We start from the raw sequence: 23,651 nt of genomic DNA, 5'->3' as shown, positions 1-23,651 counted from the left end.
GGTGATGGCCGGATCAAAGCTGGTGCATCCATTGTACGCGGCATCTCGGCCGGCAGGAACTTCGCAGAACACCACCTATCTCGCAGATCTGCGCGGAGACTCTGCGAAGAAAGTGCATTGCTGCGACGTGCTGCGCCCCTGTGAGCGCTTGCGTCACTGCGAGACCTCGCGCCAGTCATGCCTCACGCGCGTCGAACTGCGCGATGCAGACCCTGAGCGACCGCCCTCATGATCAGATCCTGCACCTGCGGCCACTGGAACATCATCTGCGGATAGCTGATGCGAATGACGTGGTAGCCCATGAGGCGGAGCTCGGCGTCGTGCCGGATATCCTCACTGCGCTGCGCACCGACGTGGTGCTTGCCGTCGATCTGGAGCACAAGCCGCGCGCCCAGGAGCGCGTCGACCCGATGACCGGCGATCCATGTCTGGATGGTCAGTTGAATGCGGAGCCACCGCAGCCGAGGACGCAAGTAGGTCTCCAGACCCGCATCCGCGAACGGCTGGGCTTCGGCGAGCAAACGCCTCGCCGCCGGTCGCAGCAGCAGGTTCGCCAGGGCTTCGAGGGTGACCAGCTCCTTGTTGAGCGCGGACTCCCATGTTCCGAGCGCCTGCTCGAACGGCGCGCACTCTGCCACGATCGCCAGCACGTTCTCGATCGGGTCCACAAGAGCATCCGGATGCCGAGGAACGAGCGGCTTCGCCCAATGCACGCGCACGCTCTCCGGCTTCCCTCCCGCGCTGCCCGGTGTCGCGCCGACGTGCGCACCCGGGTTCTGCTCGTGCACCCAGATCCCGAGACGCCGGGCCGCGGTCACGCACGAAAGCACGACACCGTGCTGCGCGGCTGAGACGAGCTGAGGCGAAGCATCCGGCGTCGCCACCCACCCCTGCCGGATCCGCGTGAGGGCTCCATCACGAAGAGCCCGTTCGATCTCGGCACGGCGATGCCCCCGGTCGTGCAGTGCGGCGACGCGTGCGACGCCGCCGAGCTCGCCGACGCATTCAGCGACTCCCTGTTCTGATCGTGGATGCATCCGCCGAGAGTGCCACCGCGCACATCCTGCCAGGTGCCGAGAACACGCGGATAGTGCGAAGCCCGGTACGAGGTCTTGCTGTGCAGAACAGGTCGGCACAGGACGTGAGTTCGCAGAACGCCACGAATTTCGCAGAGTTCAGCGGTATTCCTGCGAACTTGCGGTTGTCCTGCGAGTTGCTGTCGTACGTCGAGCTCAGCCCTCCCGGTGGTAGCCGTGCAGGTCGTCCTGGACGCCGTTGATCCAGATCTCGTCCCCTCCATCGGGATCGGGGATGCGGATGGTGCGCGCGAACGCCTCATCGACGACGGATGCCTCGAATCCGGCATCCTGCAAGCGAGCGGCCAGCGCGTCGAGATCACCGCGCGCCTCGAACGACAGACCGATACGCGGCTCGCCGGTATGCAGCCCGATGGATCCGCCGTCGCCGAGCATCTCGACCCAGCCAGGGCGATCAGATGTGATCCCGGCGCGGAATCCGAGTGCCTCCAGAATCGCCCGCGGCTCCGCGAGGTCCTCCTGGAACCAGATCGGCTGCACGGCGATGGCGCCGACTCCGGCCTGGACAGCACCCTCGGACACCGTGATCGAGATGCCGGATGCTGCGCGCACCATGAGCATCTCGCCCACGCCGTCCATCACGGCGCGCTCGACGTCGAATGACGCGAGGGCGGATGCTGCGGCATCCAGGTCTGCGACGACGAGATGGACGTCGACGCCTCCAGGGCGATGCTCCGGCGTCGCGCCGTGCACCGCGAGAACTCCGTCGGCGTGGAACTCACCCCACTCCGGCGTCGGAGCGAACGGTGCAACGAAACCGAGCGCCTTTGCGAGAGGCCACCACCGCTCAGGCTGCTCGGTGTACAGGATCTGCTGAACGACAGTCATGACCGCTCCTCCAGGTAACCGCGCAGGGCCGCCTCGACCAGCGCCGACAGGCTCGTGCCCTCATCGATCGCCCGGTGCTTCACCGCCCGGATGATGTCGGCGGGCAGATACACGTTGAACTGCGCCTTTCTCGGCTCGGATGCTTGCATGCTAGCAATATAGCATCCCGAACCGTTACGCTCGAAGACATGGCTCGCACCACAGGCTCCCCCACGGCCCCTCGGGTCTCACCTCCCGACCTTCCGGATGAGTTCGCGAGCGCTGATCCCCGACGAGGGGCCGACCTGATCGCCGCCCGCCTCGAGCTCGCAGGAACCGCCGACCTCGCCCACTCGACGCTCGAGCAGTGCGTGATCGCCGCGGACGTCGATCTGCTCGATCTGACCGGAGCCACGCTCCTCGACGTCGACATCCGCGACGTGCGCGCGGCATCCATGCCCATGCGCAACGCGAGCCTTCGCCGGCTCCGCATCACCGGCGGACGCATCGGCACGCTCGACCTCAGCGGCGCGCGCATCGACGAGCTCGAGCTGCGCGACCTGCGCGTCGACTACCTCAACGTCGGCGGGGCGAAAGCGACGGACGTGCTGATCGCCGGCTGTCAGATCCGCACTCTGGACATGCCGCAGGCCGAGCTCACGCGGGTGGGCTTCGAGGGCTGCCGCAGCGATGAGGTGGATCCTCGCGGGCTGCGAGCGACCGACGTCGACCTGCGCGGCCTGGATGCGATCGCCTTCACCGATGCGAACAGCCTCAGAGGAACGACGCTGACGACGTTCCAGGTGCAGCAGCTCGCGCCGGTGATCGCCACGGGGCTGGGAATCCAGATCCTGGACTGACGCGAGGCCTAGCGGCCGGCGGCGAGCAGCTCCTGGGTGAAGGGATGCTGGGGAGCTGCGAACACAGCGGCGACCGGCCCCTGCTCGACGATCTCGCCGTGCTGCATGACGAGCACGTCATCGGAGACCGCGGCGACCACACCGAGATCGTGCGAGACGAAGATCATCGTCAGCCCCCGCTCGCGCTGCAGACGCCCGAGCAACTGCAGCACCTTCTCGCGCACCGACGGATCCAGGGCTGACACCGGTTCGTCGAGCACCAGGACATCCGGCTCGGCGGCGAGCGCCCGCGCGACCGCCGCACGCTGCCGCTGGCCGCCGGAGAGCTCGGAAGGGCGACGCTTGGCGAGCTCCGGCGCGAGACCCACCTCGATCATCAGTGCAGCCACCCGCGCCGCACGCTGAGCTCGCGGCACCTGTCCGGCCTCGAGGGCCTCGCGCAGCGAGCGGCCGATCGTCCACCGCGGGTCGAACGCCCCGAGCGGATTCTGATGCACGAGCTGCACGCGGTGCTCCCCCGCCCACCGGAGAGCACCGGAATCCGGTCGCTCTACGCCGACGATCATCCGTGCGAGCGTCGTCTTGCCCGAGCCGGACTCGCCGACGATGCCGAGCGTCTGCCCCTGCAGCAGGGTGAATGACGCATCCACGACAGCCGGGACGCCCGCGAACGACTTCGACACCCCGATCCCGGTGAGCACGGCCTCGCCCAGACCGAACCGGTCGCCGCGCGGCTCGTGGTCCGTGGCGGCGATGAGCTCTCGCGTGTAGTCCTCCGACGGCTCTTCGAGCACCTGCGCCACCGTTCCCTGCTCGATCACGCGACCATCGCGCATGACGAGCACACGATCGGCGACACGGCGCACCGCGGCGAAGTCGTGGCTGATGAAGACCACGGCGGTGCCGGCATCCGCGATGTCTCGCAGCAGAGCGAGCACGTGCGCCTGCACGGTGGCATCCAAGGCGGTGGTCGGCTCATCCGCGATGAGTACGGCGGGTTCTCCCGCGAGCGCCGAAGCGATCAGAGCGCGCTGCCGGAGCCCCCCGGACAACTCGTGCGGGTACTGCGCCGCACGTTCAGCTGGTGACGGCATCGCCACCGCCTCCAACAGCTCCAGCGCCCGCGCGCGGCGCGCGGCCCGTGACAGTCGCGAGTGAATGGCGAGCGGCTCAGTGACCTCCGCGCCGACCCTCCGCAGCGGGTCGAGCGAGACCAGGGCGTCCTGCGACACGAGGCCGATCCGATCGCCGCGGACTCCACGCCACTGCGACTCCGAGAAGCGACGCACGTCGACGCCGTCCACCGTGAGCGCAGCCGCCCGAACGTGCCCAGGAGCAAGGCCCAGCAACGCCGATGCCGTCAGCGACTTGCCGGCGCCCGACTCGCCGACGATCGCGACGCACTCCCCGGGCGAGACCTCGAACGACACCCCGTCGACGAGCATCCGGCCGCCGATCGAGATGGACAGGTCCTGCACCAAGAGCGCACTCACGACGTCCGCCCCTCTGCCCGCGCCCGCAGGGTGCGCCCGACGATCGTCGCGGCGATGACCGTGAGCGTGATCGCGATCCCCGGGAACACGGCGATCCACCACGCGGTGCCGAGCACGTTGCGCCCACCGGAGAGCATGAGTCCCCACTCCGGAACCGGTTCGGTGGGCCCGAGCCCCAGAAAGCTCAGCCCTGCCACGGCGAGGATGCTCGAACCGATGCCGATCGTCGCGAGGACACTGAGCGATCCCAGCACGCCGGGGATCACGTGCCGGGTGAACGCCTGCGCTCTCGGCACTCCGAGGATGCGCGCGGCTTCGACGTGCTCGGCGAGCGCGAGCGTGCGCGTTTGCACCCGCGCGAACCGCACGTACACGGGGACGGCTGCGATCGTCACCGCCACAGCGACCTTCCCAGGACCGGGGCCGAGGATCGCGACCACCACCAAGGCGACGAGGAATTCCGGGAACGCCATCAGCACGTCGTTGACGCGCATGGCGACAGCGTCGACGGGGCGCGGAGCGATCCCCGACAACGACCCCAGAATCAGGCCGACGATCAGCGCGAGGCCGGTTGCGAGCAGGCCGATCCCGACCGAGCGCGCAGCCCCGTGCACGACACGGGCGAACACGTCGCGACCGCTCTGATCCGTTCCGAACCAGTGCGCGGCGCTCGGAGCCTGCAGCGCCGCCCGCACATCGGTCTGCAGCGGGTCGGCCGGGGCGATGATGCCCGGCACGAGCGCCATCGCGGCGACCACCGCCAGGAGGAGGAACGCTGCCCAGAACAATATGCGACGTGCGATGCTCATCGGCGCAGCTCCGGCGCAGCGGGTGCGGCGCGCCGCTGACGGGGATCGAGCACCGGATGCAGCAGCTCGACGATCACATTGACGATGACGAAGACGAGTGCGCTGAACAGGATGATCCCGGTGATCACGGGCAGGTCTCGGTCGGAGATCGCCGCGAGCGTCACACGCCCGAGCCCAGGCCGCGCGAACACGGTCTCGACGAGCACGGCGCCGCCGAGCAGGGACCCGACCAGGTAGGCGGTCAGCGTCAGAGCACCGGCCGCCCCGTGCCGCAGGGTGTGGTGAGCCGTCAGTCGTACCTGACCGGCTCCGCGCGCCCGCACCGTCGTCGCGAACGGCTGACGCTCCGCAGCCTCGATGCCATCGCGCAGCACCTGCCCGAGGAGGGCGGCGACGGGCAGCGCGAGAGTCGCCGCCGGCAGCACGATCGTCGCGGGGTTGCGCGTGCCGGACACCGGGAACCACCCGAGACCGAACGCGAACACGCTGAGCAGCAGGAGGCCGATCCAGAACACGGGAGACGACAGCACGATGAGCTCGAGTCCGGCCACCACGCCGCGCCCCACCCGTCCACGGACGAACAGCGCGACGGCGAGGGCGAGCACGACGGCGATGCCCAGCGCCAGCGCCGTGAGCTGCAGCGTCGAGCCCAGTTGTCGCCCGATGACCTCGCCCACCGGCATCCGGAGCTGGTAGGACTCGCCGAGGTTTCCCTGCACGAGCTGGCCGAGATACGAGAGATACTGCTCGAACGGCGGACGGTCGAGCCCCAACTCGGCGCGGATGCCGTCTTTGACCGCCTCACTCACCTGAGCCTGCGGCCCGAGCATCACCGACACCGGGTCGCCGGGGATCACCCGGAACGCGAGGAAAGCCAGCGTCGCGGCTCCCCACAGGACGATGACGACGGATGCCGCGAGCCCCGCGATCCGGACGAGAAGCGGTTTCACGACCGGATCAGCCGACCGAGACCTCATAGAACAGCGGGCGACCGTACAGGTCGTACTCGAGCCCTGAGATCGTGTCGTTCGAGGCGGTGATCAGCGACGGGCTGTAGAGCGGAACGATCGCGGTGTACTCGGCGTTCCACTCCTGCAGCTGCTGGTAGATCGCGGCCCGCGCGTCGACGTCGCTGGTGGAGATTCCCTGCTCCAACAGCGCATCGATCTGGGGATCGGAGACCTGCGAGGCGTTCTGGAAGCCATCGGTGTGCAGGTGACTGCGCAGCAGATCCGCGTCGACGCCGGAGAAGCCCCAGTCCGTGAGATCGAAGGTCTTCGGCTCGTACTGCGCGTTGTATGCGCCGGGCTCGAGCACCTCGCGCTCGACCTCGAAACCGATTTGAGCGAGGTCGGACTGGATGGCGTTGCCGAGAGCGGCCTTGTCGTCGGGCACCGGCGTCCAGGCGATCCAGCGCACCGAGAGGCGCTTGCCGTCCTTCATGCGGATGCCGTCGCTGTCGCGGTCGGTCCAACCGGCCTCATCGAGCAGTGCGTTCGCGGCATCCTGATCGAAGGGCCAGGAGTCCTCGAGCGAGGCGTCGTAGCCGGGTGTGGTGGAGCCCAGGATGCTCCATGCCCGTGGGAACTGCCCGAAGTAGATCTCTTCCACCGCCGCGTCGATGTCGATGCCGCGGGCGAACGCCTGCCGCACCTTCTCGTCGGAGAAGACGCCGTACTTCTCGTTCAGGTACAGCGAGTACGGGAGCCCCGGGTATTCGACGGAGTCGACTGTGAGCGTGTCCGGCATGTCGACGGCGAGGTTCGGCGGGATGTTGCTGGCGAGGTCCGCCTCGCCGCTCTCCACGACGCCGGCGCGCACGGATGCCTCGGGCAGGAGCTCGACGCGCAGCGTCTCGAACTTCGCAGCAGCCGCACCGTCCGGACCCCACGTGTAGTCGGGGTTGCGGGTGTACACGAGCTCCTGATCCGGCGTGTACTCGGTGAGCTCGAACGGGCCGGTGCCGACGTTGATGTCCGGGCCGCCGGCTGCGAGCTGGTCCGCCGACTCCTCCAGCACCTTCGGCGAGTAGAAGCCTAGATTCGCGGTGCTCGCGGCCTGCAGGAACGGCGAGTACGGCTGGCTGAACTTCACCTCGACGGTGTAGTCGCCCTTCACGGTGGTGCCCTCGTAGAAGTCGGCGCCGAGCATGCTGGCCGCCTGCTTGGAGGCGGTCTCTGGAGCGACGATCCGGTCGAAGTTCGCCTTCACGGCCTCGGCATTGAACGGCTCGCCATCGTGGAAGGTCACGTCGTCGCGCAGCTCGAACGTGTACGTCGTGCTGTCGGGCGATACCTCCCAGCTCTTCGCGAGCCACGGCGAGAACGAGCCGTCCGCCTCCTGGAACACGAGCGAGTCGAGCACCGCGCGCTGCACCATGCCGGAGACGTCGAGCTGGCTGGTCTGCGGGTCCATGTGACCGGCGGCGAGGTTCGCGCCCTCGATCGCCCACACGACCTCGCCCGTCCCATCACCGTCGGCGGACTCGCCCGCCGGGCCGGCGCATGCGCTGAGCAGCAGAGCGGATGCCGCGACGAAGGCGGTCACTGGCAGAATACGGCGCACGAGCGAAGTGGGCATGCGAGTCCTCAGGAAGGTGAAAGGGGGTCCGTCCAGTCTACCGGTGGTTGTTGGACGCGGTCGATTTACGGGTCACGCGGTGAAGAAGGCGGATCGGTAGACTGTTGAGCACATCCCACACACTCAGGCACGTACACACCGTGCCGCATACATCGCTCAAGGAGACCTTCATGGCTGCGTCCGCACCGAACCAGATTCCCGACAAGCCGGTCCTCGAAGGTCTCGAAGCGAAGTGGGACGGCGTCTGGGCCGAGCAGGGCACGTACCTGTTCGATCGCCTGCGCGCAGCCGAGCTCGGTCGTGAGGGTGTGTACTCGATCGACACGCCTCCGCCGACGGCATCCGGATCTCTGCACATCGGCCACGTGTTCTCGTACACGCACACCGACGTCAAGGCGCGCTACGAGCGCATGCGCGGCAAGAGCGTCTTCTACCCGATCGGCTGGGACGACAACGGCCTGCCGACGGAGCGCCGCGTGCAGAACTACTACGGTGTGCGCGTCGACCCGACGCTCCCCTACGACGCCGAGTTCACCCCTCCCTTCCAGGGCGACGCGAAGAGCCTGAAAGCCGCAGACCAGCAGCCCATCAGCCGCCGCAACTTCATCGAGCTCTGCGAGCGCCTCACCATCGAGGACGAGAAGCAGTTCGAGGACGTCTTCCGCCAGATGGGTCTGAGCGTCGACTGGACCCAGACCTACCGCACCATCTCGGACGAGACCATCCGGCAGAGCCAGCTCGGCTTCATCCGCAACCACGAGCGCGGCGAGGCGTACCAGGCGCTGGCACCGACCCTGTGGGACGTGGACTTCCGCTCGGCGATCGCCCAGGCAGAGCTCGAGGACCGCGACCAGCAGGCCGCGTACCACCGCATCGCGTTCCACACGACCGATGGATCCGGTGACATCCACATCGAGACGACCCGCCCCGAGCTGCTCGCAGCCTGCGTCGCGCTCGTGGCACACCCCGACGACGAGCGCTACCAGCCGTACTTCGGTCAGACCGTCCGTACGCCGTTGTTCGACGTCGAGGTGCCCGTGCGCGCCCACCACCTCGCCCAGCAGGACAAGGGCTCCGGCATCGCCATGGTCTGCACGTTCGGCGACGTCACGGATATGGTCTGGTGGCGCGAGCTCGACCTGCCGATCAGGACGATCCTGGGCCTCGACGGTCGCGTCGTGGCCGATGCCCCAGAGGCGATCGAGTCGGAGGCGGGGAGGACCGCCTATGCAGAGCTCGCAGGCAAGACCGTCTTCAGCGCCAAGAAGCGCATTGTGGAGCTGCTCGAGGAGTCCGGCGAGCTGCTCGAGGTCTCGAAGCCGTTCAACCACGCGGTGAAGTTCTTCGAGAAGGGCGATCGCCCGCTCGAGATCGTCTCGACGCGCCAGTGGTACATCCGCAACGGCGCCCGTGACGAGGATCTGCGCGATCAGCTCATCGCTCACGGCCGTGAGCTGCAGTGGCACCCCGACTTCATGCGCGTGCGCTACGAGAACTGGGTCGGCGGCCTCACCGGCGATTGGCTCGTGTCGCGTCAGCGCTTCTTCGGCGTTCCGATCCCGGTCTGGTACGGACTCGACGAGAACGGTGAGCGCGACTTCGACCGCGTTCTGATGGCTTCGCCCGAGCAGCTGCCGATCGATCCGACCATCGACGTGCCGGCCGGGTACACCGAGGACCAACGTGGCGTCGCAGGCGGCTTCGAGGCCGAGGTCGACATTCTCGACACCTGGGCGACGTCGTCGCTCACCCCGCAGCTGGCCGGTGGCTGGCAGCGCGATGAGGAGCTGTGGAACCTCGTCGCCCCCTTCGACGTGCGCCCACAGGGTCAGGACATCATCCGCACCTGGCTCTTCTCGACCATGCTCCGGTCGACCCTCGAGGACGCGCGGTCGCCGTGGAAGCACGCCTCCGTGTCCGGCTTCATCGTCGACCCCGACCGCAAGAAGATGTCGAAGTCCAAGGGCAACGTGGTGACCCCGGCCGACATCCTCGAGAAGCACGGTTCGGATGCGGTGCGCTACTGGGCAGCCTCCAGCCGTCTCGGCGTGGATGCCGCGTTCGATCCGCAGAACCCGACGCAGATGAAGATCGGTCGCCGCCTGGCGATCAAGATCCTCAACGCCGCGAAGTTCGTGCTGTCGTTCCCCGTGCCCGAGGGCGCGCAGGTGACGCATGCTCTGGATGCGTCGATGCTCACCGCCCTGGACGGGGTCGTGGCCGAGGCGACGAAGGCGTTCGACGCGTTCGACCACGCCCGCGCGCTGGAGGTCACCGAGTCCTTCTTCTGGACCTTCTGCGACGACTACCTGGAGCTCGTCAAGGAACGCGCGTACGACCAGACGGACGTCGGACAACCGTCGGCGGCCCTCGCCCTGCGGATCGCTCTGTCGACGCTGCTGCGTCTGCTCGCACCCGTCGTCTCGTTCGCGACCGAAGAGGCCTGGAGCTGGTTCGAGGAGGGCTCGATCCACACGGCCGCCTGGCCAGAGGCCGGCTCGCTCGCCGGCGGAGACCCGGCTGTGCTCTCCACAGCCAGCGCCGCCCTGATCGGCATCCGCCGCGCGAAGACCGAGGCGAAGGCATCGCAGAAGACTCCGGTCTCACGTGCCGTCATCGCGGTCCCTGCTGACTCGCTCGAGACGCTTCGCGCGGCCGCCGGTGACCTCAGCGCGGTCGGCCGCATCGCGGAGCTCGAGATCGTGGAGGGCGACGAGTTCGCCGTCACGGAGATCGTGCTGGCCCCGGTGGAGGAGAACTGATGCAGCTGGGTACGCGCTGGGCGGCGGGAGCGGATGCTCCGGCATCCGTCCCCGCCGCGCTGCTGCCTGCGATCGCGGAGGTCGAGAGTCGCGGCGTCGAGGGCTACTGGACGCTGACCTGGCTCGAGGGCCGCCCCATCGCCGAGCTGGATGCCGGTTGGGAAGTCCTGCAGGACGCCGCGGGCGAGGTCATCGCCCGAGAGTTCCAGGACTGACTCAGCGCCGCGGCGCGCCCATCTGCGCCAGCATCCGGTCCGCCGCACGCGGATCTGCCTTCTGCGTCTGCTCGGCCTGGATGGCGGCGAGCATGGCTTCATGGCGATCCAGCCGACGTTCGGCGCGTGCCGTCGCCCAACGGGTGACGGCTCCCGCGATCCTGATCGACCAGCGCTCGAGTGCTGTCGCGCCGCGCGGTACGGCATACGTGCGCGTGATGGCAACTGCGCTCATGATGCGGTCTCCTTCGTGTTCGTGTGGTTGGCGAGGGGGAAGACATCGGCGCGCACGCTGATGCGGCGGACGCCCTCCCCCTTCTGGCCGCGGTAAGTGTCTGCGGCCTCATCGATCACGGCCTCGAGCTTCTCGATCAGAGCTGTGGTCTGCTCGGCCGTCATGCTGATGCCGCTCGTCATCGATGAACTGGCGTCAGCCCATTCCTCCGGCTCCTTGTCGATGCGCCCGCTGAAGTACTCCATGAGCTCTTCGTGGCGCCGACGGTGGATCTCGGCGACGGCGACCTGCAGAGCAGCCTCGCCGGCTGGTGACCCCTGCACTGCGCGCGAGTCGTAGACGATGCCGCCCTCAGGCCGCTCCCACCAGCGCTCGCGCCCGCTGCGCTCCCCCTCGACCTCTCGAATCAGGTCCTGCCGGGCCAAAGCCCTGAGGTGATAGCTCGTGGCGCCGGAAGACTCCCCGAGGATCTCGGCGAGGGTGCTTGCCGTCTGAGGCCCTTCATTCGCGAGGATGTCGAAGATCCGCACGCGCAGCGGGTGCGACAGGGCACGCAGTGCCCCGGCATCCAGAACGCGACGTTCTCTCGCGGCGGCCTTCTCGTTCTCGGTCATAGTGCAAAGATATCCTTGCAAAGCTTTCTTTGCAAGTGTTTCTTTGTGAACTTCAGAAGCCGGCCCTAGGCTCGGGGGATGACCGAAGCCGCGAACCCGCTCCTCTCGCCCTCCGCTCTCCCCTACGCACTTCCCGACTACGCGGCGATACGCCCCGAGCACTACATTCCGGCGTTCCAGCTCGCGTTCGAGGAGCACCTGGCCGAGATCTCCGCGATCACCAGGGTGAGGTCGATGCCGACGTTCGAGAACACGGTGGTTCCGCTCGAACAGGCAGGTGCCATGCTCGATCGCGTCGCGCACGCCTTCTACACGGTGAGCTCCGCGGATGCCACGACCGAGATACAGGAGATCGACGAAGAGCTCGCGCCGCTCATGGCCGCGCACGACGATGCGATCCGACTCGACGCCCAGCTGTACTGGCGGGTCAAGACCGTGCATGAGCAGCTCGGCGACCTCTCCCTCGATCCGGAGAGCCGGTACCTCGTCGAGCGCCACTTCCGCGAGATGACCCACGCAGGCGCTGGGCTCGACGACGACGCGAAGTCGCGACTCACGGCCCTGAACCAGAAGCTCTCCACGCTCACCACGGCCTTCGAGAAGAACCTCCTGGCCGACACCAACGACCTGGCCGTGTACTTCGAGACCGCAGAGGACCTCGATGGCCTCGCCGACGGGGAGCTGTCAGCCGCAGCTCGCGCCGCGGCCGATCGCGGTCATCAGACCGGCTTCCTCATCACGCTGCCGCTGTTCACGGGGCATCCGTATCTCGCCTCTCTCACGAACCGCGAGAGCCGTCGACGGATCATGGAGGCGTCCCGCTCGCGCGCGACGCGCGGGAACAGCAACGACAATCGCACCGTGCTGACCGAGATCGTGTCCCTGCGCGCCGAGCGCGCGGCTCTTCTGGGCTACTCGTCGCACGCGGCGTACGTGACCGCCGATGAGACCGCGGGCACTCCGGAAGCCGTCGCGGATCTTCTCCACCGTCTCGCTCCGGCCGCGGCATCCAACGCTCGCGCGGAGCAGGCGGCCCTCCAGGCGATCATCGACGACACCGAGGCGGAGCCGTTCGCACTCGAGGCGCACGATTGGGCGTTCTACACCGAGAAGGTGCGTTCAGCGACGTACGACATCGACACGGCGGCACTGCGCCCGTGGTTCGAGGCTGAGCGCGTACTGCAGGACGGAGTCTTCTACGCCGCCACGCAGCTGTACGGCGTGACGTTCACCGAGCGCGACGACCTCGTGGCGTATCACCCCGGCGCTCGCGTCTTCGAGGTCTTCAACCCGGGCGGTTCGGCACTCGGGCTGTACGTTCTCGACCTGTACACCCGCGACTCCAAGCGCGGTGGCGCGTGGATGAACCCGATCGTCAGCCAGTCGTCACTGCGCGGCACCGCTCCCGTCGTGGTCAACAATCTCAACGTCGCGCGCCCCGGAGACGGCCAGCCGACGCTGCTGACGCTGGACGAGGTCACCACTCTGTTCCATGAGTTCGGTCACGCGCTGCACGGCCTGTTCGCCACGGTGAACTACCCGCACTTCGCCGGGACGAACGTGTTCCGCGACTTCGTCGAGTTCCCCAGCCAGGTCAACGAGATGTGGATCCTGTGGGCCGAAGTCCTCGACAACTACGCCCGCCACTTCGAGACCGGCGAGCCGCTGGACGCCGCGATCGTCGAGCGGCTGCGCGGGACCGAGACCTTCAACCAAGGGCATGACACCAGCGAGTACCTGGCTGCGGCATGGCTGGATCAGGCGTGGCATCGGATCGGAGCATCGGATGCCGTGACCGATGTCGTCGCGTTCGAGACCGAGGCGCTGGCTGAGATCGGGCTGGACAACCCCGCGGTGCCGACGCGCTACTCGTCGACCTACTTCGCCCACGTGTTCTCCGGCGGGTACAGCGCGGGTTACTACTCGTACATCTGGAGCGAGGTGCTCGACGCCGACACCGTCGAGTGGTTCCGTGAGAACGGCGGACTGACGCGTGAGAACGGCGACCGGTTCCGTGCTCGGCTGCTGGGCGTGGGCGGGTCGAAGGACCCCCTGGAGGCTTACCGCGACTTCCGCGGGCGGGATGCCGAGATCACTCCCCTGCTCAAGCGCCGCGGGCTCGGCTGACGCGCCGCTCGAACTTCGCGGGAAAGCGCGAACTTCGCAGAGATCTCACAATTCGCTGCGAGATTCGTGTCATTCTGCGTCGTGCCGGCGCGGGTCAGGCGTGCTCAGAGGCGCGCGAGCGCTTTGTACCAGGTGAGCTGGTGGAAGCTCTGCGACAGGTGCTCGCCGAGCCCCTCGACCGGCATCACATGCACAGCGATCATTTCGCTCGGGTCGAGCGACTGGTCTGCCACACGAACGCAGTCGAGCGCCAGGAAGTGGTGCACGCGATTGGAGTGGTTGCCGAAGTTCGCCCAGGTCGCTCCGAGGTCGAGGATCTCGCTTGCCTGACAACCGGTCTCCTCGCGGAGCTCTCTCGCTGCCGCATCCACCGGAGTCTCCCCGGGTTCGACCGCTCCGCCGATCGTACCGATTGCGACGACGCCGGCACCGTGCCGGTACTCCTCGACGACGATCGCCTCACCCTCAGGAGTCAGCGCGAGGACGGAGATCCAGTCCCCCGGTTCGAGCACGTAGTACGGCGCGATCGTCCGACCCGCGGCATCCGTACACGTGTCGGCGCGCAATCGGATCCAGCGGTCTGCCACGATGATCTCACTGTCGCTGACCGTCCACGGAGCGGGACGCACGTCAGGCGCTCTTGCGCTTGCGCTCCATCACGACCGTTGGCGGGGCGCCTTCGTCGACCGAGGCGCGGGTGACGACGACCTTCTTGACGTCCTCCGCGGAGGGGATCTCGAACATGATCGGCCCGAGGACGTCCTCGAGGATCGCTCGGAGGCCGCGGGCACCGGTCTTGCGCTCGACTGCGAGGTCGGCGATGGACCGCAGCGCGTCCTCTTCGAAGTCGAGCTCCACACCGTCGAGTTCGAACATGCGCTGGTACTGCTTGACCAGCGCGTTGCGGGGACCAGTGAGGATGTCGATCAGCGCGTCCTGGTCGAGCGGCGTGACGGAGGCGACGACGGGCAGGCGACCGATGAACTCGGGGATCAGGCCGAACTTGTGCAGGTCTTCTGGCAGCACCTCGCTGAACAGGTCGAGATCCTTCGTCTTGTCGTGCAGCGGCGCGCCGAAACCGACACCGTGCTTGCCGACACGCGACGAGACGATGTCCTCAAGGCCTGCGAAGGCGCCGGCGACGATGAACAAGACGTTCGACGTGTCGATCTGCAGGAACTCCTGGTGCGGGTGCTTGCGACCGCCCTGTGGAGGCACCGAGGCCACCGTGCCCTCGATGATCTTCAGCAGCGCCTGCTGCACACCCTCGCCAGAGACGTCGCGGGTGATCGATGGGTTCTCCGACTTGCGGGCGATCTTGTCGATCTCGTCGATGTAGATGATGCCCTGCTCGGCACGCTTCACGTCGTAGTCAGCGGCCTGGATGAGCTTGAGGAGGATGTTCTCCACGTCTTCGCCGACGTAGCCGGCTTCGGTCAGCGCCGTGGCATCCGCAACTGCGAACGGGACGTTCAGGCGCTTCGCGAGCGTCTGCGCGAGGTACGTCTTGCCGCAGCCGGTCGGGCCGATCATCAGGATGTTGCTCTTGGCGATCTCGACCTCTTCGGCCTTCTGCTCAGCGAGCTGCAGCGTGCCGTGCGCGCGAACGCGCTTGTAGTGGTTGTACACGGCCACCGACAGCGAGCGCTTGGCCTGTTCCTGCCCGACGACGTATTCCTCGAGGAAGGCATAGATCTCACGCGGCTTGGGCAGTTCGAAATCCGCGACGCCATCGGCGGACGACTCCGCCATGCGCTCTTCGATGATCTCGTTGCACAGCTCTACGCACTCATCGCAGATGTACACGCCGGGGCCGGCGATGAGCTGCTGCACCTGCTTCTGGCTCTTCCCGCAGAACGAGCATTTGAACAGGTCAGCGCTTTCACCGATTCTGGCCATGCGCATCCTCCTTGGAGTGTCCGAGAGACATATTCGAGCCTAACCTCTCCCTCGGACACTCAGCCGCATTGGGCGCGGTCGGATCAGATCCGTTCGATCAGATCATGCTCTTCGGGTGCCAGACCGTCTTCGTCTCGGTGAACGCCGCGATGCGCTCTGGCGACGCGGTGACGTCCCCGGGCGTCAGCACGCGCTTGAGCGTGTCGGCCGCCGCGATCTGCAGGTCGATCCACTCCAGAGATCCGGCACCGGCGAGGTCGATGGCGTTGACGTCGGCGTGCGAAGCCAGCCACGGCGTGATCTCGGCAGGCGATCCGGTGAGCACGTTCACCACTCCCCCTGGCACATCGCTGGTCGCGAGCACCTCGGCGAGACTGATGGCAGACAGCGGGTACCTCTCGCTGGCAACAACTACCACGGTGTTGCCAGCCACCAGCGCTGGGGCGACGACGGAGACGAGCCCGAGCAGCGCCGAGTCCTGCGGCGCGACGATCGCGACGACACCGGTGGGCTCCGGGACGGAGATGTTGAAGTACGGACCGGCGACCGGGTTGGCATTCCCGGCGACCTGCGCGTACTTGTCGCACCAGCCCGCGTACCAGACCCACAGGTCGATCGCCTCGTCGACCTGCGACGCTGCTGCCGCGGCCGAGACGCCCTCCTGAGCGGTGATCTCGTCGATGAACTGCGCACGACGCCCCTCGAGAACCTCGGCGACGCGGTAGAGCACCTGGCCGCGGTTGTACGCGGTGGCGCCGGACCAGCCCTTGACGGCCGCGCGCGCTGCCACGACGGCATCCCGAGCGTCCTTGCGGGAGCCCTTCGCGGCGTTCGCGAGGAACGCCCCCTTGGCGGAGAGCACCTCGTAGGTGCGGCCGGACTCGCTCCGAGGGAAGGCCCCGCCGATCGCGAGCTTGTAGGTCTTCGGAACAGTCAGTCGCTTGCTCATGCTGCGGCTCCCTTGAGGTAGGCGGTCAGGCCGTGGCGGCCGCCCTCGCGGCCGTATCCGGACTCCTTGTAGCCGCCGAACGGGCTGGCGGGGTCGAATCGGTTGAAGGTGTTCGCCCAGACGACGCCGGCGCGAAGCCGGTCGGCGACGGCGAGGATGCGCGAGCCCTTGTCGGTCCAGATGCCGGCGGACAGCCCGTACGGGGTGTTGTTCGCCTTGGCGATCGCCTCGGCCGGAGTGCGGAAGGTGAGCACCGACAGCACGGGCCCGAAGACCTCGTCGCGGGCGATGCGGTGGGATGCCTCGACGCCGGTGAAGATCGTCGGGGCGAACCAGAAGCCCTTGTCGGGGATCGCGCAGTCCGCGGTCCAGCGCTCTGCACCCTCGGCCTCGCCGATGTCGCTGAGTTCGCGGATGCGTGCGAGCTGGGCGGCGGAGTTGATCGCGCCGATGTCGGTGTTCTTGTCGAGCGGGTTGCCCAGGCGCAGCGTCGACAGGCGGGTCTTCAGCCGATCGATGACCTCGTCGTGGATCGACTCCTGCACGAGCAGACGGCTGCCTGCACAGCACACGTGGCCCTGGTTGAAGAAGATGCCGTTGACGATGCCCTCGACGGCCTGGTCGATCGGCGCGTCGTCGAAGACGATGTTCGCCGCCTTGCCGCCGAGCTCGAGCGTGACCTTCTTGTTCGTACCGGCGACCGCCTTGGCGATGTCGCGGCCGACGCCGGTCGAGCCGGTGAAGGCGACCTTGTCGACCTCGGGGTGACGCACGAGCGTCGCGCCGGTGGCACCTGCGCCCGTGACGATGTTCACGACGCCGGCCGGAAGGTCTGCCTGCTGCAGGATCTCGGCGAAGATCAGCGCCGTGAGCGGCGTGGTCTCGGCGGGCTTCAGCACCACCGTGTTGCCCGCCGCGAGGGCGGGAGCGATCTTCCACGCCAGCATCAGAAGCGGGAAGTTCCACGGGATGATCTGCCCGGCGACGCCGTGTGCACGCGGGTTCGCACCGAGGCCGGCGTAGTCGAGCTTGTCGGCCCATCCGGCGTAGTAGAAGAACCAGGATGCGACGAGCGGAACGTCGACGTCGCGGCTCTCCTTGATCGGCTTGCCGTTGTCGAGGCTCTCTGCGACGGCGAGCTCACGAGCGCGCTCCTGCACGAGACGGGCGATGCGGAACAGGTACTTGCCCCGATCGCGGCCGCTCATCTTCGACCACACCTTGTCGTAGGCGCGGCGGGCGGCTGTGACGGCGCGGTCGATGTCGTCGTCAGAGGCGCCGGCGATCTCGGCGATGTGCGACTCGTCGGCAGGCGAGATGGTGGTGAAGCTCTTGCCCGAGCCATCGACGAACTCGCCGTCGATGAACAGACCGTAGCTGTCACGCAGGTTCAGGATCGCCTTGGATTCAGGCGCCGGAGCGTATTCCAGGAATGACATGTTTCTGTTTCCCTCAGTCGATCGTGACGTAGTCGGGGCCGGAGTAGTGGCCGGTCGTGAGCTTCTGACGCTGCAGGAGCACGTCGTTGAGGAGGCTCGACGCCCCGAAGCGGAACAGGTGCGGCTGCAGCCACTCCTCCCCCGCGGTCTCGGCGACCGTGACGACGTATTTGATGGCGTCCTTCGAGGTGCGGATGCCACCGGCCGGCTTCACGCCGATCTTCTCGCCAGTACCGCGGTACCAGTCGCGCACGGTCTCGAGCATGAGCAGCGTCGTCGGCAGCGTTGCCGCGGGCTGCACCTTTCCGGTGGACGTCTTGATGAAGTCGCCCCCTGCCAGGATGCCGAGCCACGATGCCCGCTTGATGTTGTCGTACGTGTTCAGCTCTCCGGTCTCGAGGATCACCTTGAGCGATGCGTACGTGCCGTCCTCGCGGCGGCATGCCTCCTTGACGGCGGCGATCTGGTCGAAAACGAGGCCGTAGCGGCCGGAGAGGAATGCGCCGCGGTCGATCACCATGTCGATCTCATCCGCACCGGCGGCGACGGCCTCTGCGGTGTCGGCAAGCTTGATGGCGAGCGACGAGCGTCCGCTCGGGAAGGCCGTGGCCACGGCCGCGACCGAGATCCTGCCATCGTCGGGGTCGCCATGCAGAGCACCGAGCGCCTCGACGGCGTGGCCGACCATGTCGCCGTAGACGCAGACGGCAGCGACGAGCGGGGTCGACGGGTCGGCGGCATCCGGCGTCTTGGCCTTCGCGACCAGCGAGCGCACCTTGCCGGGGGTGTCGGCGCCCTCGAGCGTCGTGAGGTCGATCAGCGAGATGATCTTGTCGATCGCCCACGCCTTGGATGTGGTCTTGATCGAGCGGGTGCCGAGGCCTGCTGCACGCTGCTCGAGTCCGGTCGCGTCGACGCCGGGAAGGCCGTGCAGGAAGCGCCTGAGCGTGGCGTCGTCTGGCTCACCGCCCAGCACGTCCACCGCGGTGCGGCGGGTCAGTTCTGTGGTCGTCATCGTTCCTCCAACAATGCTCGGGCTGTGGTCTCATCGGTCACCAGAACGCTGCACAGGCCGCTGGTCACGACTGTACGCGCGATGTCGTGTTTGGCGCTCCCCGCGGTGACGAAAATGGCCTGTTCAGCTGTGCGCAGGTGGTCAAGGCTCACTCCGACCGTCCGGGCGTCGAGCTGCGGGTCGACGATGTTGCCGTCCGCATCGATGTAACGGCCGAGCACGTCACCGACGGCACCGCGACGGGCGAGCTCCTCCACGTCGGCGGGCTTCAGGTACCCGTTCTCGACATGGGCCGACGACGCGTCGGCAGGGCCGGCGGAGTACAGGTAGGTCTGCGCGTGGGCTGCCCGATCCAGGATGCCGGCTACGGTGCGATCGGCTTCGATCGCCTGCTTCGTCTCGACGCGCTCGAGGATGGCGGGACTCGGCAGCAGAGTCGCCTGGCCTCCGGCGCGCTGCGCGATGGTCATCGCGAGGCTCGCCGCTCCCCCTGATCGGCGATTCAGGCTGACGCCGCCGTTGAGCTGAACGACGCCGACGCCTGTCGCCCAGCCTTCTGGCAGCGCATCGGCCACGGCGGTGAGGGTGCGACCCCAGCTGACCCCGAGCGTGCGCGGCACGGGGCGGACGGCTGCGAGGTGGTCGGCCGCGGCCTGAGCCACGCGTTCGAGCACCGCTCCGTCGTCGTCGGGAACGGGGACGACCACGGCATCCGAAAGACGGAACCGCTCGACGAGCTCTCGTTCCAGGCCGAGGCGGCGGGCGCGCGGGTGCACGATCTCGATCCGCACGATGCCCTTCTCGCGCGCCTGTGTGAGCAGGCGGCCGACCTTCCAGCGCGAGACCTTGAGGAGGGCGCCGATCTCGTCCTGCGTCTTGGCTTCGTCGTAGTAGAGCTCGGCAACTCGCACGGTGAGCAGATCTTCGTCCACGGCATCCCCCTTTCGTCTCCACCAGCGTACGCACGAGCATGCGCGCGCGCATCTGTGTGCTCACATGAGCAGTCAGACGGCGTCTCCACCCACATGCGCGCACGCGCACGAACGTCGAGACCCCGTCCTCTCACCGAGACCCCGTCGTAGTTCGGTTACTACGACGGGGTGTCGACGCGAAGACGGGGTCTCGGCGTGGAGACAGAGGCTCAGGCGCGCTTGCGCGTCGTGAGCACCTGGTCGACGATGCCGTACTCGAGCGCTTCCTGCGCTGAGAGGATGTTGTCGCGGTCGATGTCCTTGTTGACCTGCTCGACCGGCTTGCCGGTGTGCTTGGCCATGGTCTCCTCGAGCCACGTGCGCATGCGCAGGATCTCCTTGGCCTGGATCTCGATGTCGGATGCCTGGCCGTGGCCTGCCTCGCCCATCGCCGGCTGGTGCATGAGCACGCGAGCGTTCGGAAGCGCGAGCCGCTTGCCGGGTGCACCGGCGGCGAGCAGTACGGATGCCGCGGATGCCGCCTGCCCGAGCACGACGGTCTGGATCTGCGGCGCGACGTACTGCATCGTGTCGTAGATCGCCGTCATGGCGGTGAACGAGCCACCTGGCGAGTTGATGTACATCGTGATGTCGCGCTCGGCGTCCTGGCTCTCGAGCACGAGGAGCTGCGCCATGACGTCATCGGCCGACGCGTCGTCGACCTGCACGCCGAGGAAGATCACACGGTCTTCGAACAGCTTGTTGTACGGGTCCTGGCGCTTGAAGCCGTAGGCGGTGCGCTCCTCGAACTGGGGAAGCACGTAGCGGCTCGAGGGCAGGTTGCCTGCGGACTGGAAAGTGGGGGTGTACATGGATGTCCTCTCGAATCCGTTACTCAGCCGAGTCCGCCGTGCCGCCGCCGCCGATGACATCGGTGGCCGACTCGCGGATGTGGTCGACGAAGCCGTACTCGAGGGCCTCCTCGGCGGTAAACCAGCGGTCGCGGTCGCCGTCCTCGTTGATCTGCTCGACCGACTTGCCGGTCTGCGCCGCAGTGATCTCGGCGAGGCGGTTCTTCATCGAGATGATCAGCTGGGCCTGCGTCTGGATGTCGCTCGAGGTGCCGCCGAAGCCGCCGTGCGGCTGGTGCAGCAGCACGCGGGCGTTGGGCGTGATGTAGCGCTTGCCCTTGGTGCCGGCGGTCAGCAGCAGCTGGCCCATGGATGCCGCCATGCCGATGCCGACGGTCACGATGTCGTTCGGCACGAACTGCATCGTGTCGTAGATCGCCATACCCGCGGTGATCGAGCCACCGGGCGAGTTGACGTAAAGGTAGATGTCCTTCTCTGAGTCCTCTGCGGCGAGAAGAAGGATCTTCGCGCAGATCTCGTTGGCGTTATCGTCTCGCACCTCTGAGCCCAGCCAGATGATGCGATCCTTCAGCAGCCTGTCGAAGACACTTGTCGCGACCAGGGGTTCTGCAGCCATTTCACGCTCCTGTTTTCCGTGTTCGGTGATTCGAATCTACCGGCGACGACGCGGCCCTCAGGTCGTGTTCGCCGTCGGCATATCAGGTGTCGCGTTCGGCGATCTCGCGCGCGTACGCCGTCACGGAACGTCGGTACTGGCTCAGGTGCGGAGCGAGCGTCTCCAATGCGATGGATGCCGCGGCGACACTGTCGCCGGCTGACACGAGTGCAAGGGCGTAGAACGCCGAGGCTTCATCGCTGAGCACTCCCCCGCGTTCACGCTCCCGCTTCAGCATCTCCAGGCTCTCGTCGACGCGTCCGAGGTTGCGCAGGGTGCTGGCCAGCTGGATCGTCGCCTGTGCCCGCCGCGATTCGTCGAGACCGGCTGCGAGAGCACGCCGGTAGAAGGATGCCGCTGCCATCTCCGCGCCAGCCGAGTCTCGCGCACCCGCCCGCTCGAACAACGCGACCGCGTCTTCACTCTCGCGTTCGAGCGCCAACGCGTCGATCGCCCTGACGCGTTCGTCATCCGAGATCGTGTCGTCGTCCCAAACCGCGTCTACGCGATCCTGCCAGTCGTTCATGGCTCTCCCTCTACGCGAGAAGGCGGATGCCGAAGCATCCGCCTTCAGAATCGCAGTGCGATCACTCGCCCTTGTCGGCGGCCTTCTTGGCGGGAGCCTTCTTGGCTGCCGGCTTCTTGACAGGAGCCTTCTTGGCGGCCGGCTTCTCGTCGGTCTTCTCCTCAGCCGCGTCCTCAGCCTTCTCGGCGGCCTTCTTGGCAGGTGCCTTCTTCGCGGCCGGCTTCTTCGCGGGAGCCTTCTTGGCTGGCTTCTCGTCGGCAGCGGCCTCGGCGGACTCGTCCTCGTCGTCGACGGCGACCAGGCTCGACAGGTCAACGGGCTTGCCGTTGCTGTCGACGACCTTGACCTTGCCGAGGGCGATCGCGAGCGCCTTGTTGCGGGCGACCTCGCCGACCAGTGCGGGCAGCTGGTTCGAGGACTGCAGAGCCTCGACGAACTCCTGCGGGGCCATGCCGTACTGCGCGGCGGACTGGATCAGGTACTGGCTGAGCTCCTCCTGCGAGACCTGAACGTCCGACTGCTCGGCGATCGTGTCGAGCAGCACCTGCGTGCGGAACTGCTTCTCGCTGGCCTCGGTGACCTCGGCACGGTGCTCGTCGTCCTCGAGGCGGTTCTCGGACTCGAGGTGGTTGTGCACCTCGTCCTCGATGAGTTGCGGCGGGACCGGGATCTCGATCTTCTCGAGAAGCGTCTCGAGGAGCTGGTCGCGAGCGGCGGACCCCTGGGCGAAGACGCCCTGCTCGCCGACGCGCTCGGACAGGCTGGTGCGCAGTTCAGCGATCGTGTCGAACTCGCTCGCGATCTGCGCGAAGTCGTCGTCGGCCTCAGGAAGCTCGCGCTCCTTGACGGACTTGATCGAGACGGAGACCTCGGCCTCTTCTCCGGCGTGGTCGCCGCCGACGAGCTTCGAGCGGAACGTGGTGTCCTCACCGGCGGTGAGCGACTCCACGGCGTCGTCGATGCCCTCGAGCAGCTCGCCGGAGCCGAGCTCGTACGAGACGCCCTCAGCGCGGTCGATCTCGGTGCCGTCGATGGTCGCGACGAGGTCGAGCTCGACGAAGTCGCCCTTGCCTGCGGGACGGTCGACGGGGATGAGCGTGCCGAAGCGGGCGCGCAGCTTGTCGAGCTCCTCCTCGATGGCCGCGTCATCGGACTCGACGGCATCCACCGTCAGCGTGATGTCGGAGAGCTCGGGCATCTCGATCTCGGGACGCACATCGACCTCGACCTCGACGATCAGGTCTCCGGTGAAGTCCTTCTCGTTCGGCCATTGGGTGATGTCGGCCGCGGGGCGACCGACGACGCGCAGGCTGTGCTCGCCCGCGGCCTCGCGGAAGAACTTGTCGAGGCCCTCGTTGACGGCGTGCTCGATGACGGCGCCGCGCCCGATGCGCTGGTCGATGATGGGAGCCGGGACCTTGCCCTTGCGGAAGCCGGGGATCTGGACGTCCTGCGCGATGTGCTCGTACGCGTGCGCGATAGAAGGCTTGAGGTCGTCCGGGGTGACCGTGATGGTGAGCTTGGCCCGGGTCGGGGTCAGCTTCTCAACGGTGCTGTTCGCCATGCTTGTCTGTTCTCCTTTGGATTTCCGCGCGAAGCGCGCGGCCTGAGGTCGAGGGGCCGTGGTCGGGGCGACAGGATTTGAACCTGCGACTTCCCGCTCCCAAAGCGGGCGCTCTACCAAGCTGAGCTACGCCCCGTCTGAACCCGCGCGGGGAAACGGCCTTCACGAGTCTAACGGACAGGAGCACCGTCAACGTCCGCTATGATCGTTGAGTCCGGTTCC

At 67.4% G+C, this 23,651-nt stretch carries 23 protein-coding genes and 1 tRNA gene; 4 read left to right on the top strand and 20 right to left on the bottom strand.

Features of this window, described 5'->3' with window-relative positions; all coding sequences use genetic code 11:
- Positions 1–182 precede the first annotated feature (182 nt).
- The 3 genes from KHB019_RS00780 to KHB019_RS00770 all read right to left on the bottom strand — a co-directional run bounded on the left by KHB019_RS00780 (position 183) and on the right by KHB019_RS00770 (position 2,074).
- Entirely contained in the window at positions 183–1,037 is an 855-nt protein-coding gene (locus KHB019_RS00780; RefSeq protein WP_337457896.1) for an endonuclease domain-containing protein, read from the bottom strand.
- A gap of 195 nt (positions 1,038–1,232) precedes the next feature.
- A complete protein-coding gene (locus KHB019_RS00775; protein ID WP_230102947.1) occupies positions 1,233–1,925 on the bottom strand; it encodes a hypothetical protein in 693 nt (230 codons plus the stop codon).
- Positions 1,922–2,074, bottom strand: coding sequence for a CopG family transcriptional regulator (locus tag KHB019_RS00770; protein ID WP_230102948.1), 153 nt, complete (start codon positions 2,072–2,074; stop codon positions 1,922–1,924). Before KHB019_RS00770 ends, KHB019_RS00775 begins: the two co-directional genes overlap by 4 nt.
- A gap of 39 nt (positions 2,075–2,113) precedes the next feature.
- On the opposite strand from KHB019_RS00770, the gene KHB019_RS00765 reads away from it, so the two are divergent.
- Positions 2,114–2,764: a pentapeptide repeat-containing protein gene (locus KHB019_RS00765; RefSeq protein ID WP_325472172.1), complete on the top strand. Its 651-nt coding sequence runs from the start codon at positions 2,114–2,116 to the stop codon at positions 2,762–2,764.
- Between the two features lie 8 nt (positions 2,765–2,772).
- Here the strand turns inward: KHB019_RS00765 and KHB019_RS00760 are convergent, their stop codons facing one another.
- The 4 genes from KHB019_RS00760 to KHB019_RS00745 are packed head-to-tail and all read right to left on the bottom strand — an operon-like array spanning position 2,773 to position 7,646.
- A complete protein-coding gene (locus KHB019_RS00760) occupies positions 2,773–4,257 on the bottom strand; it encodes a dipeptide ABC transporter ATP-binding protein (RefSeq protein WP_230102950.1) in 1,485 nt (494 codons plus the stop codon).
- Positions 4,254–5,066: an ABC transporter permease gene (locus KHB019_RS00755; protein WP_230102951.1), complete on the bottom strand. Its 813-nt coding sequence runs from the start codon at positions 5,064–5,066 to the stop codon at positions 4,254–4,256. The genes KHB019_RS00760 and KHB019_RS00755 overlap by 4 nt, the downstream gene beginning before the upstream one ends.
- Positions 5,063–6,016 (bottom strand): ABC transporter permease, encoded by a 954-nt coding sequence (locus KHB019_RS00750; protein ID WP_230102952.1) that lies wholly within the window; start codon positions 6,014–6,016, stop codon positions 5,063–5,065. The genes KHB019_RS00755 and KHB019_RS00750 overlap by 4 nt, the downstream gene beginning before the upstream one ends.
- Before the next feature lie 7 nt (positions 6,017–6,023).
- Positions 6,024–7,646: an ABC transporter substrate-binding protein gene (locus KHB019_RS00745; protein ID WP_337457895.1), complete on the bottom strand. Its 1,623-nt coding sequence runs from the start codon at positions 7,644–7,646 to the stop codon at positions 6,024–6,026.
- A 170-nt stretch (positions 7,647–7,816) separates the two neighbouring features.
- On the opposite strand from KHB019_RS00745, the gene valS reads away from it, so the two are divergent.
- Together valS and KHB019_RS00735 are read left to right on the top strand one after the other, a co-directional pair.
- Positions 7,817–10,408, top strand: coding sequence for a valine--tRNA ligase (valS, locus tag KHB019_RS00740; protein ID WP_337457894.1), 2,592 nt, complete (start codon positions 7,817–7,819; stop codon positions 10,406–10,408).
- Positions 10,408–10,623, top strand: a complete 216-nt coding sequence (locus tag KHB019_RS00735; RefSeq protein ID WP_230102955.1) for a hypothetical protein — start codon at positions 10,408–10,410, stop codon at positions 10,621–10,623. Before valS ends, KHB019_RS00735 begins: the two co-directional genes overlap by 1 nt.
- Before the next feature lies 1 nt (position 10,624).
- Here KHB019_RS00735 and KHB019_RS00730 read toward each other — a convergent pair whose 3' ends face one another.
- Positions 10,625–10,858, bottom strand: a complete 234-nt coding sequence (locus KHB019_RS00730) for a hypothetical protein (RefSeq protein WP_230102956.1) — start codon at positions 10,856–10,858, stop codon at positions 10,625–10,627.
- The gene (locus tag KHB019_RS00725; RefSeq protein WP_230102957.1) at positions 10,855–11,472 is read right to left on the bottom strand and encodes an ArsR/SmtB family transcription factor; all 618 of its coding nucleotides are present in this window, start codon (positions 11,470–11,472) and stop codon (positions 10,855–10,857) included. The genes KHB019_RS00730 and KHB019_RS00725 overlap by 4 nt, the downstream gene beginning before the upstream one ends.
- Before the next feature lie 78 nt (positions 11,473–11,550).
- Between KHB019_RS00725 and KHB019_RS00720 the strand changes: the two genes are divergently transcribed.
- Complete coding sequence (locus KHB019_RS00720; RefSeq protein WP_337457893.1) at positions 11,551–13,599, top strand: M3 family metallopeptidase; 2,049 nt, start codon at positions 11,551–11,553, stop codon at positions 13,597–13,599.
- Between the two features lie 104 nt (positions 13,600–13,703).
- On the opposite strand, the gene KHB019_RS00715 is transcribed toward KHB019_RS00720, so the two are convergent.
- The 11 genes from KHB019_RS00715 to KHB019_RS00665 form a co-directional block, all read right to left on the bottom strand.
- Entirely contained in the window at positions 13,704–14,228 is a 525-nt protein-coding gene (locus tag KHB019_RS00715; RefSeq protein WP_230102959.1) for an NUDIX hydrolase, read from the bottom strand.
- A gap of 1 nt (position 14,229) precedes the next feature.
- Positions 14,230–15,498, bottom strand: coding sequence for an ATP-dependent Clp protease ATP-binding subunit ClpX (gene clpX / locus KHB019_RS00710; RefSeq protein ID WP_230102960.1), 1,269 nt, complete (start codon positions 15,496–15,498; stop codon positions 14,230–14,232).
- A 97-nt stretch (positions 15,499–15,595) separates the two neighbouring features.
- Positions 15,596–16,447: an aldehyde dehydrogenase family protein gene (locus KHB019_RS00705; protein ID WP_230102961.1), complete on the bottom strand. Its 852-nt coding sequence runs from the start codon at positions 16,445–16,447 to the stop codon at positions 15,596–15,598.
- Entirely contained in the window at positions 16,444–17,886 is a 1,443-nt protein-coding gene (locus KHB019_RS00700) for an aldehyde dehydrogenase family protein (RefSeq protein WP_230102962.1), read from the bottom strand. Before KHB019_RS00700 ends, KHB019_RS00705 begins: the two co-directional genes overlap by 4 nt.
- A 13-nt stretch (positions 17,887–17,899) precedes the next feature.
- Complete coding sequence (gene deoC / locus KHB019_RS00695; protein ID WP_230102963.1) at positions 17,900–18,901, bottom strand: deoxyribose-phosphate aldolase; 1,002 nt, start codon at positions 18,899–18,901, stop codon at positions 17,900–17,902.
- Positions 18,898–19,833: a sugar-binding transcriptional regulator gene (locus KHB019_RS00690; RefSeq protein ID WP_230102964.1), complete on the bottom strand. Its 936-nt coding sequence runs from the start codon at positions 19,831–19,833 to the stop codon at positions 18,898–18,900. Before KHB019_RS00690 ends, deoC begins: the two co-directional genes overlap by 4 nt.
- 209 nt (positions 19,834–20,042) lie before the next feature.
- A complete protein-coding gene (locus tag KHB019_RS00685) occupies positions 20,043–20,684 on the bottom strand; it encodes an ATP-dependent Clp protease proteolytic subunit (RefSeq protein ID WP_230102965.1) in 642 nt (213 codons plus the stop codon).
- 19 nt (positions 20,685–20,703) lie between these two features.
- The gene (locus KHB019_RS00680; RefSeq protein ID WP_230102966.1) at positions 20,704–21,300 is read right to left on the bottom strand and encodes an ATP-dependent Clp protease proteolytic subunit; all 597 of its coding nucleotides are present in this window, start codon (positions 21,298–21,300) and stop codon (positions 20,704–20,706) included.
- 82 nt (positions 21,301–21,382) lie between these two features.
- Positions 21,383–21,865 (bottom strand): tetratricopeptide repeat protein, encoded by a 483-nt coding sequence (locus tag KHB019_RS00675; protein WP_230102967.1) that lies wholly within the window; start codon positions 21,863–21,865, stop codon positions 21,383–21,385.
- A 61-nt stretch (positions 21,866–21,926) separates the two neighbouring features.
- Positions 21,927–23,429: a trigger factor gene (tig, locus tag KHB019_RS00670; RefSeq protein WP_337457892.1), complete on the bottom strand. Its 1,503-nt coding sequence runs from the start codon at positions 23,427–23,429 to the stop codon at positions 21,927–21,929.
- 59 nt (positions 23,430–23,488) lie between these two features.
- Positions 23,489–23,565: transfer RNA gene (locus tag KHB019_RS00665), tRNA-Pro, on the bottom strand.
- Between the last annotated feature and the right edge of the window lie 86 nt (positions 23,566–23,651).

This window comes from Microbacterium sp. KHB019 (assembly GCF_037285405.1).
Classification (GTDB): domain Bacteria; phylum Actinomycetota; class Actinomycetes; order Actinomycetales; family Microbacteriaceae; genus Microbacterium.
This window is presented reverse-complemented; position numbering and strand designations above follow the sequence as displayed.

Excerpts from the sequence above, each read along its gene's own strand:
- valS (WP_337457894.1), top strand. The coding sequence starts at position 7,817 with ATGGCTGCGTCCGCACCGAACCAGATTCCCGACAAGCCGGTCCTCGAA.
- KHB019_RS00720 (WP_337457893.1), top strand. The coding sequence starts at position 11,551 with ATGACCGAAGCCGCGAACCCGCTCCTCTCGCCCTCCGCTCTCCCCTAC.
- KHB019_RS00705 (WP_230102961.1), bottom strand. The coding sequence starts at position 16,447 with ATGAGCAAGCGACTGACTGTTCCGAAGACCTACAAGCTCGCGATCGGC.
- KHB019_RS00745 (WP_337457895.1), bottom strand. The coding sequence starts at position 7,646 with ATGCCCACTTCGCTCGTGCGCCGTATTCTGCCAGTGACCGCCTTCGTC.
- KHB019_RS00680 (WP_230102966.1), bottom strand. The coding sequence starts at position 21,300 with ATGGCTGCAGAACCCCTGGTCGCGACAAGTGTCTTCGACAGGCTGCTG.
- KHB019_RS00775 (WP_230102947.1), bottom strand. The coding sequence starts at position 1,925 with ATGACTGTCGTTCAGCAGATCCTGTACACCGAGCAGCCTGAGCGGTGG.
- KHB019_RS00755 (WP_230102951.1), bottom strand. The coding sequence starts at position 5,066 with ATGAGCATCGCACGTCGCATATTGTTCTGGGCAGCGTTCCTCCTCCTG.
- KHB019_RS00765 (WP_325472172.1), top strand. The coding sequence starts at position 2,114 with ATGGCTCGCACCACAGGCTCCCCCACGGCCCCTCGGGTCTCACCTCCC.
- clpX (WP_230102960.1), bottom strand. The coding sequence starts at position 15,498 with ATGGCCAGAATCGGTGAAAGCGCTGACCTGTTCAAATGCTCGTTCTGC.
- KHB019_RS00675 (WP_230102967.1), bottom strand. The coding sequence starts at position 21,865 with ATGAACGACTGGCAGGATCGCGTAGACGCGGTTTGGGACGACGACACG.
- tig (WP_337457892.1), bottom strand. The coding sequence starts at position 23,429 with ATGGCGAACAGCACCGTTGAGAAGCTGACCCCGACCCGGGCCAAGCTC.
- KHB019_RS00735 (WP_230102955.1), top strand. The coding sequence starts at position 10,408 with ATGCAGCTGGGTACGCGCTGGGCGGCGGGAGCGGATGCTCCGGCATCC.
- KHB019_RS00700 (WP_230102962.1), bottom strand. The coding sequence starts at position 17,886 with ATGTCATTCCTGGAATACGCTCCGGCGCCTGAATCCAAGGCGATCCTG.
- KHB019_RS00730 (WP_230102956.1), bottom strand. The coding sequence starts at position 10,858 with ATGAGCGCAGTTGCCATCACGCGCACGTATGCCGTACCGCGCGGCGCG.
- KHB019_RS00780 (WP_337457896.1), bottom strand. The coding sequence starts at position 1,037 with ATGCATCCACGATCAGAACAGGGAGTCGCTGAATGCGTCGGCGAGCTC.
- KHB019_RS00725 (WP_230102957.1), bottom strand. The coding sequence starts at position 11,472 with ATGACCGAGAACGAGAAGGCCGCCGCGAGAGAACGTCGCGTTCTGGAT.
- KHB019_RS00770 (WP_230102948.1), bottom strand. The coding sequence starts at position 2,074 with ATGCAAGCATCCGAGCCGAGAAAGGCGCAGTTCAACGTGTATCTGCCC.
- KHB019_RS00685 (WP_230102965.1), bottom strand. The coding sequence starts at position 20,684 with ATGTACACCCCCACTTTCCAGTCCGCAGGCAACCTGCCCTCGAGCCGC.
- deoC (WP_230102963.1), bottom strand. The coding sequence starts at position 18,901 with ATGACGACCACAGAACTGACCCGCCGCACCGCGGTGGACGTGCTGGGC.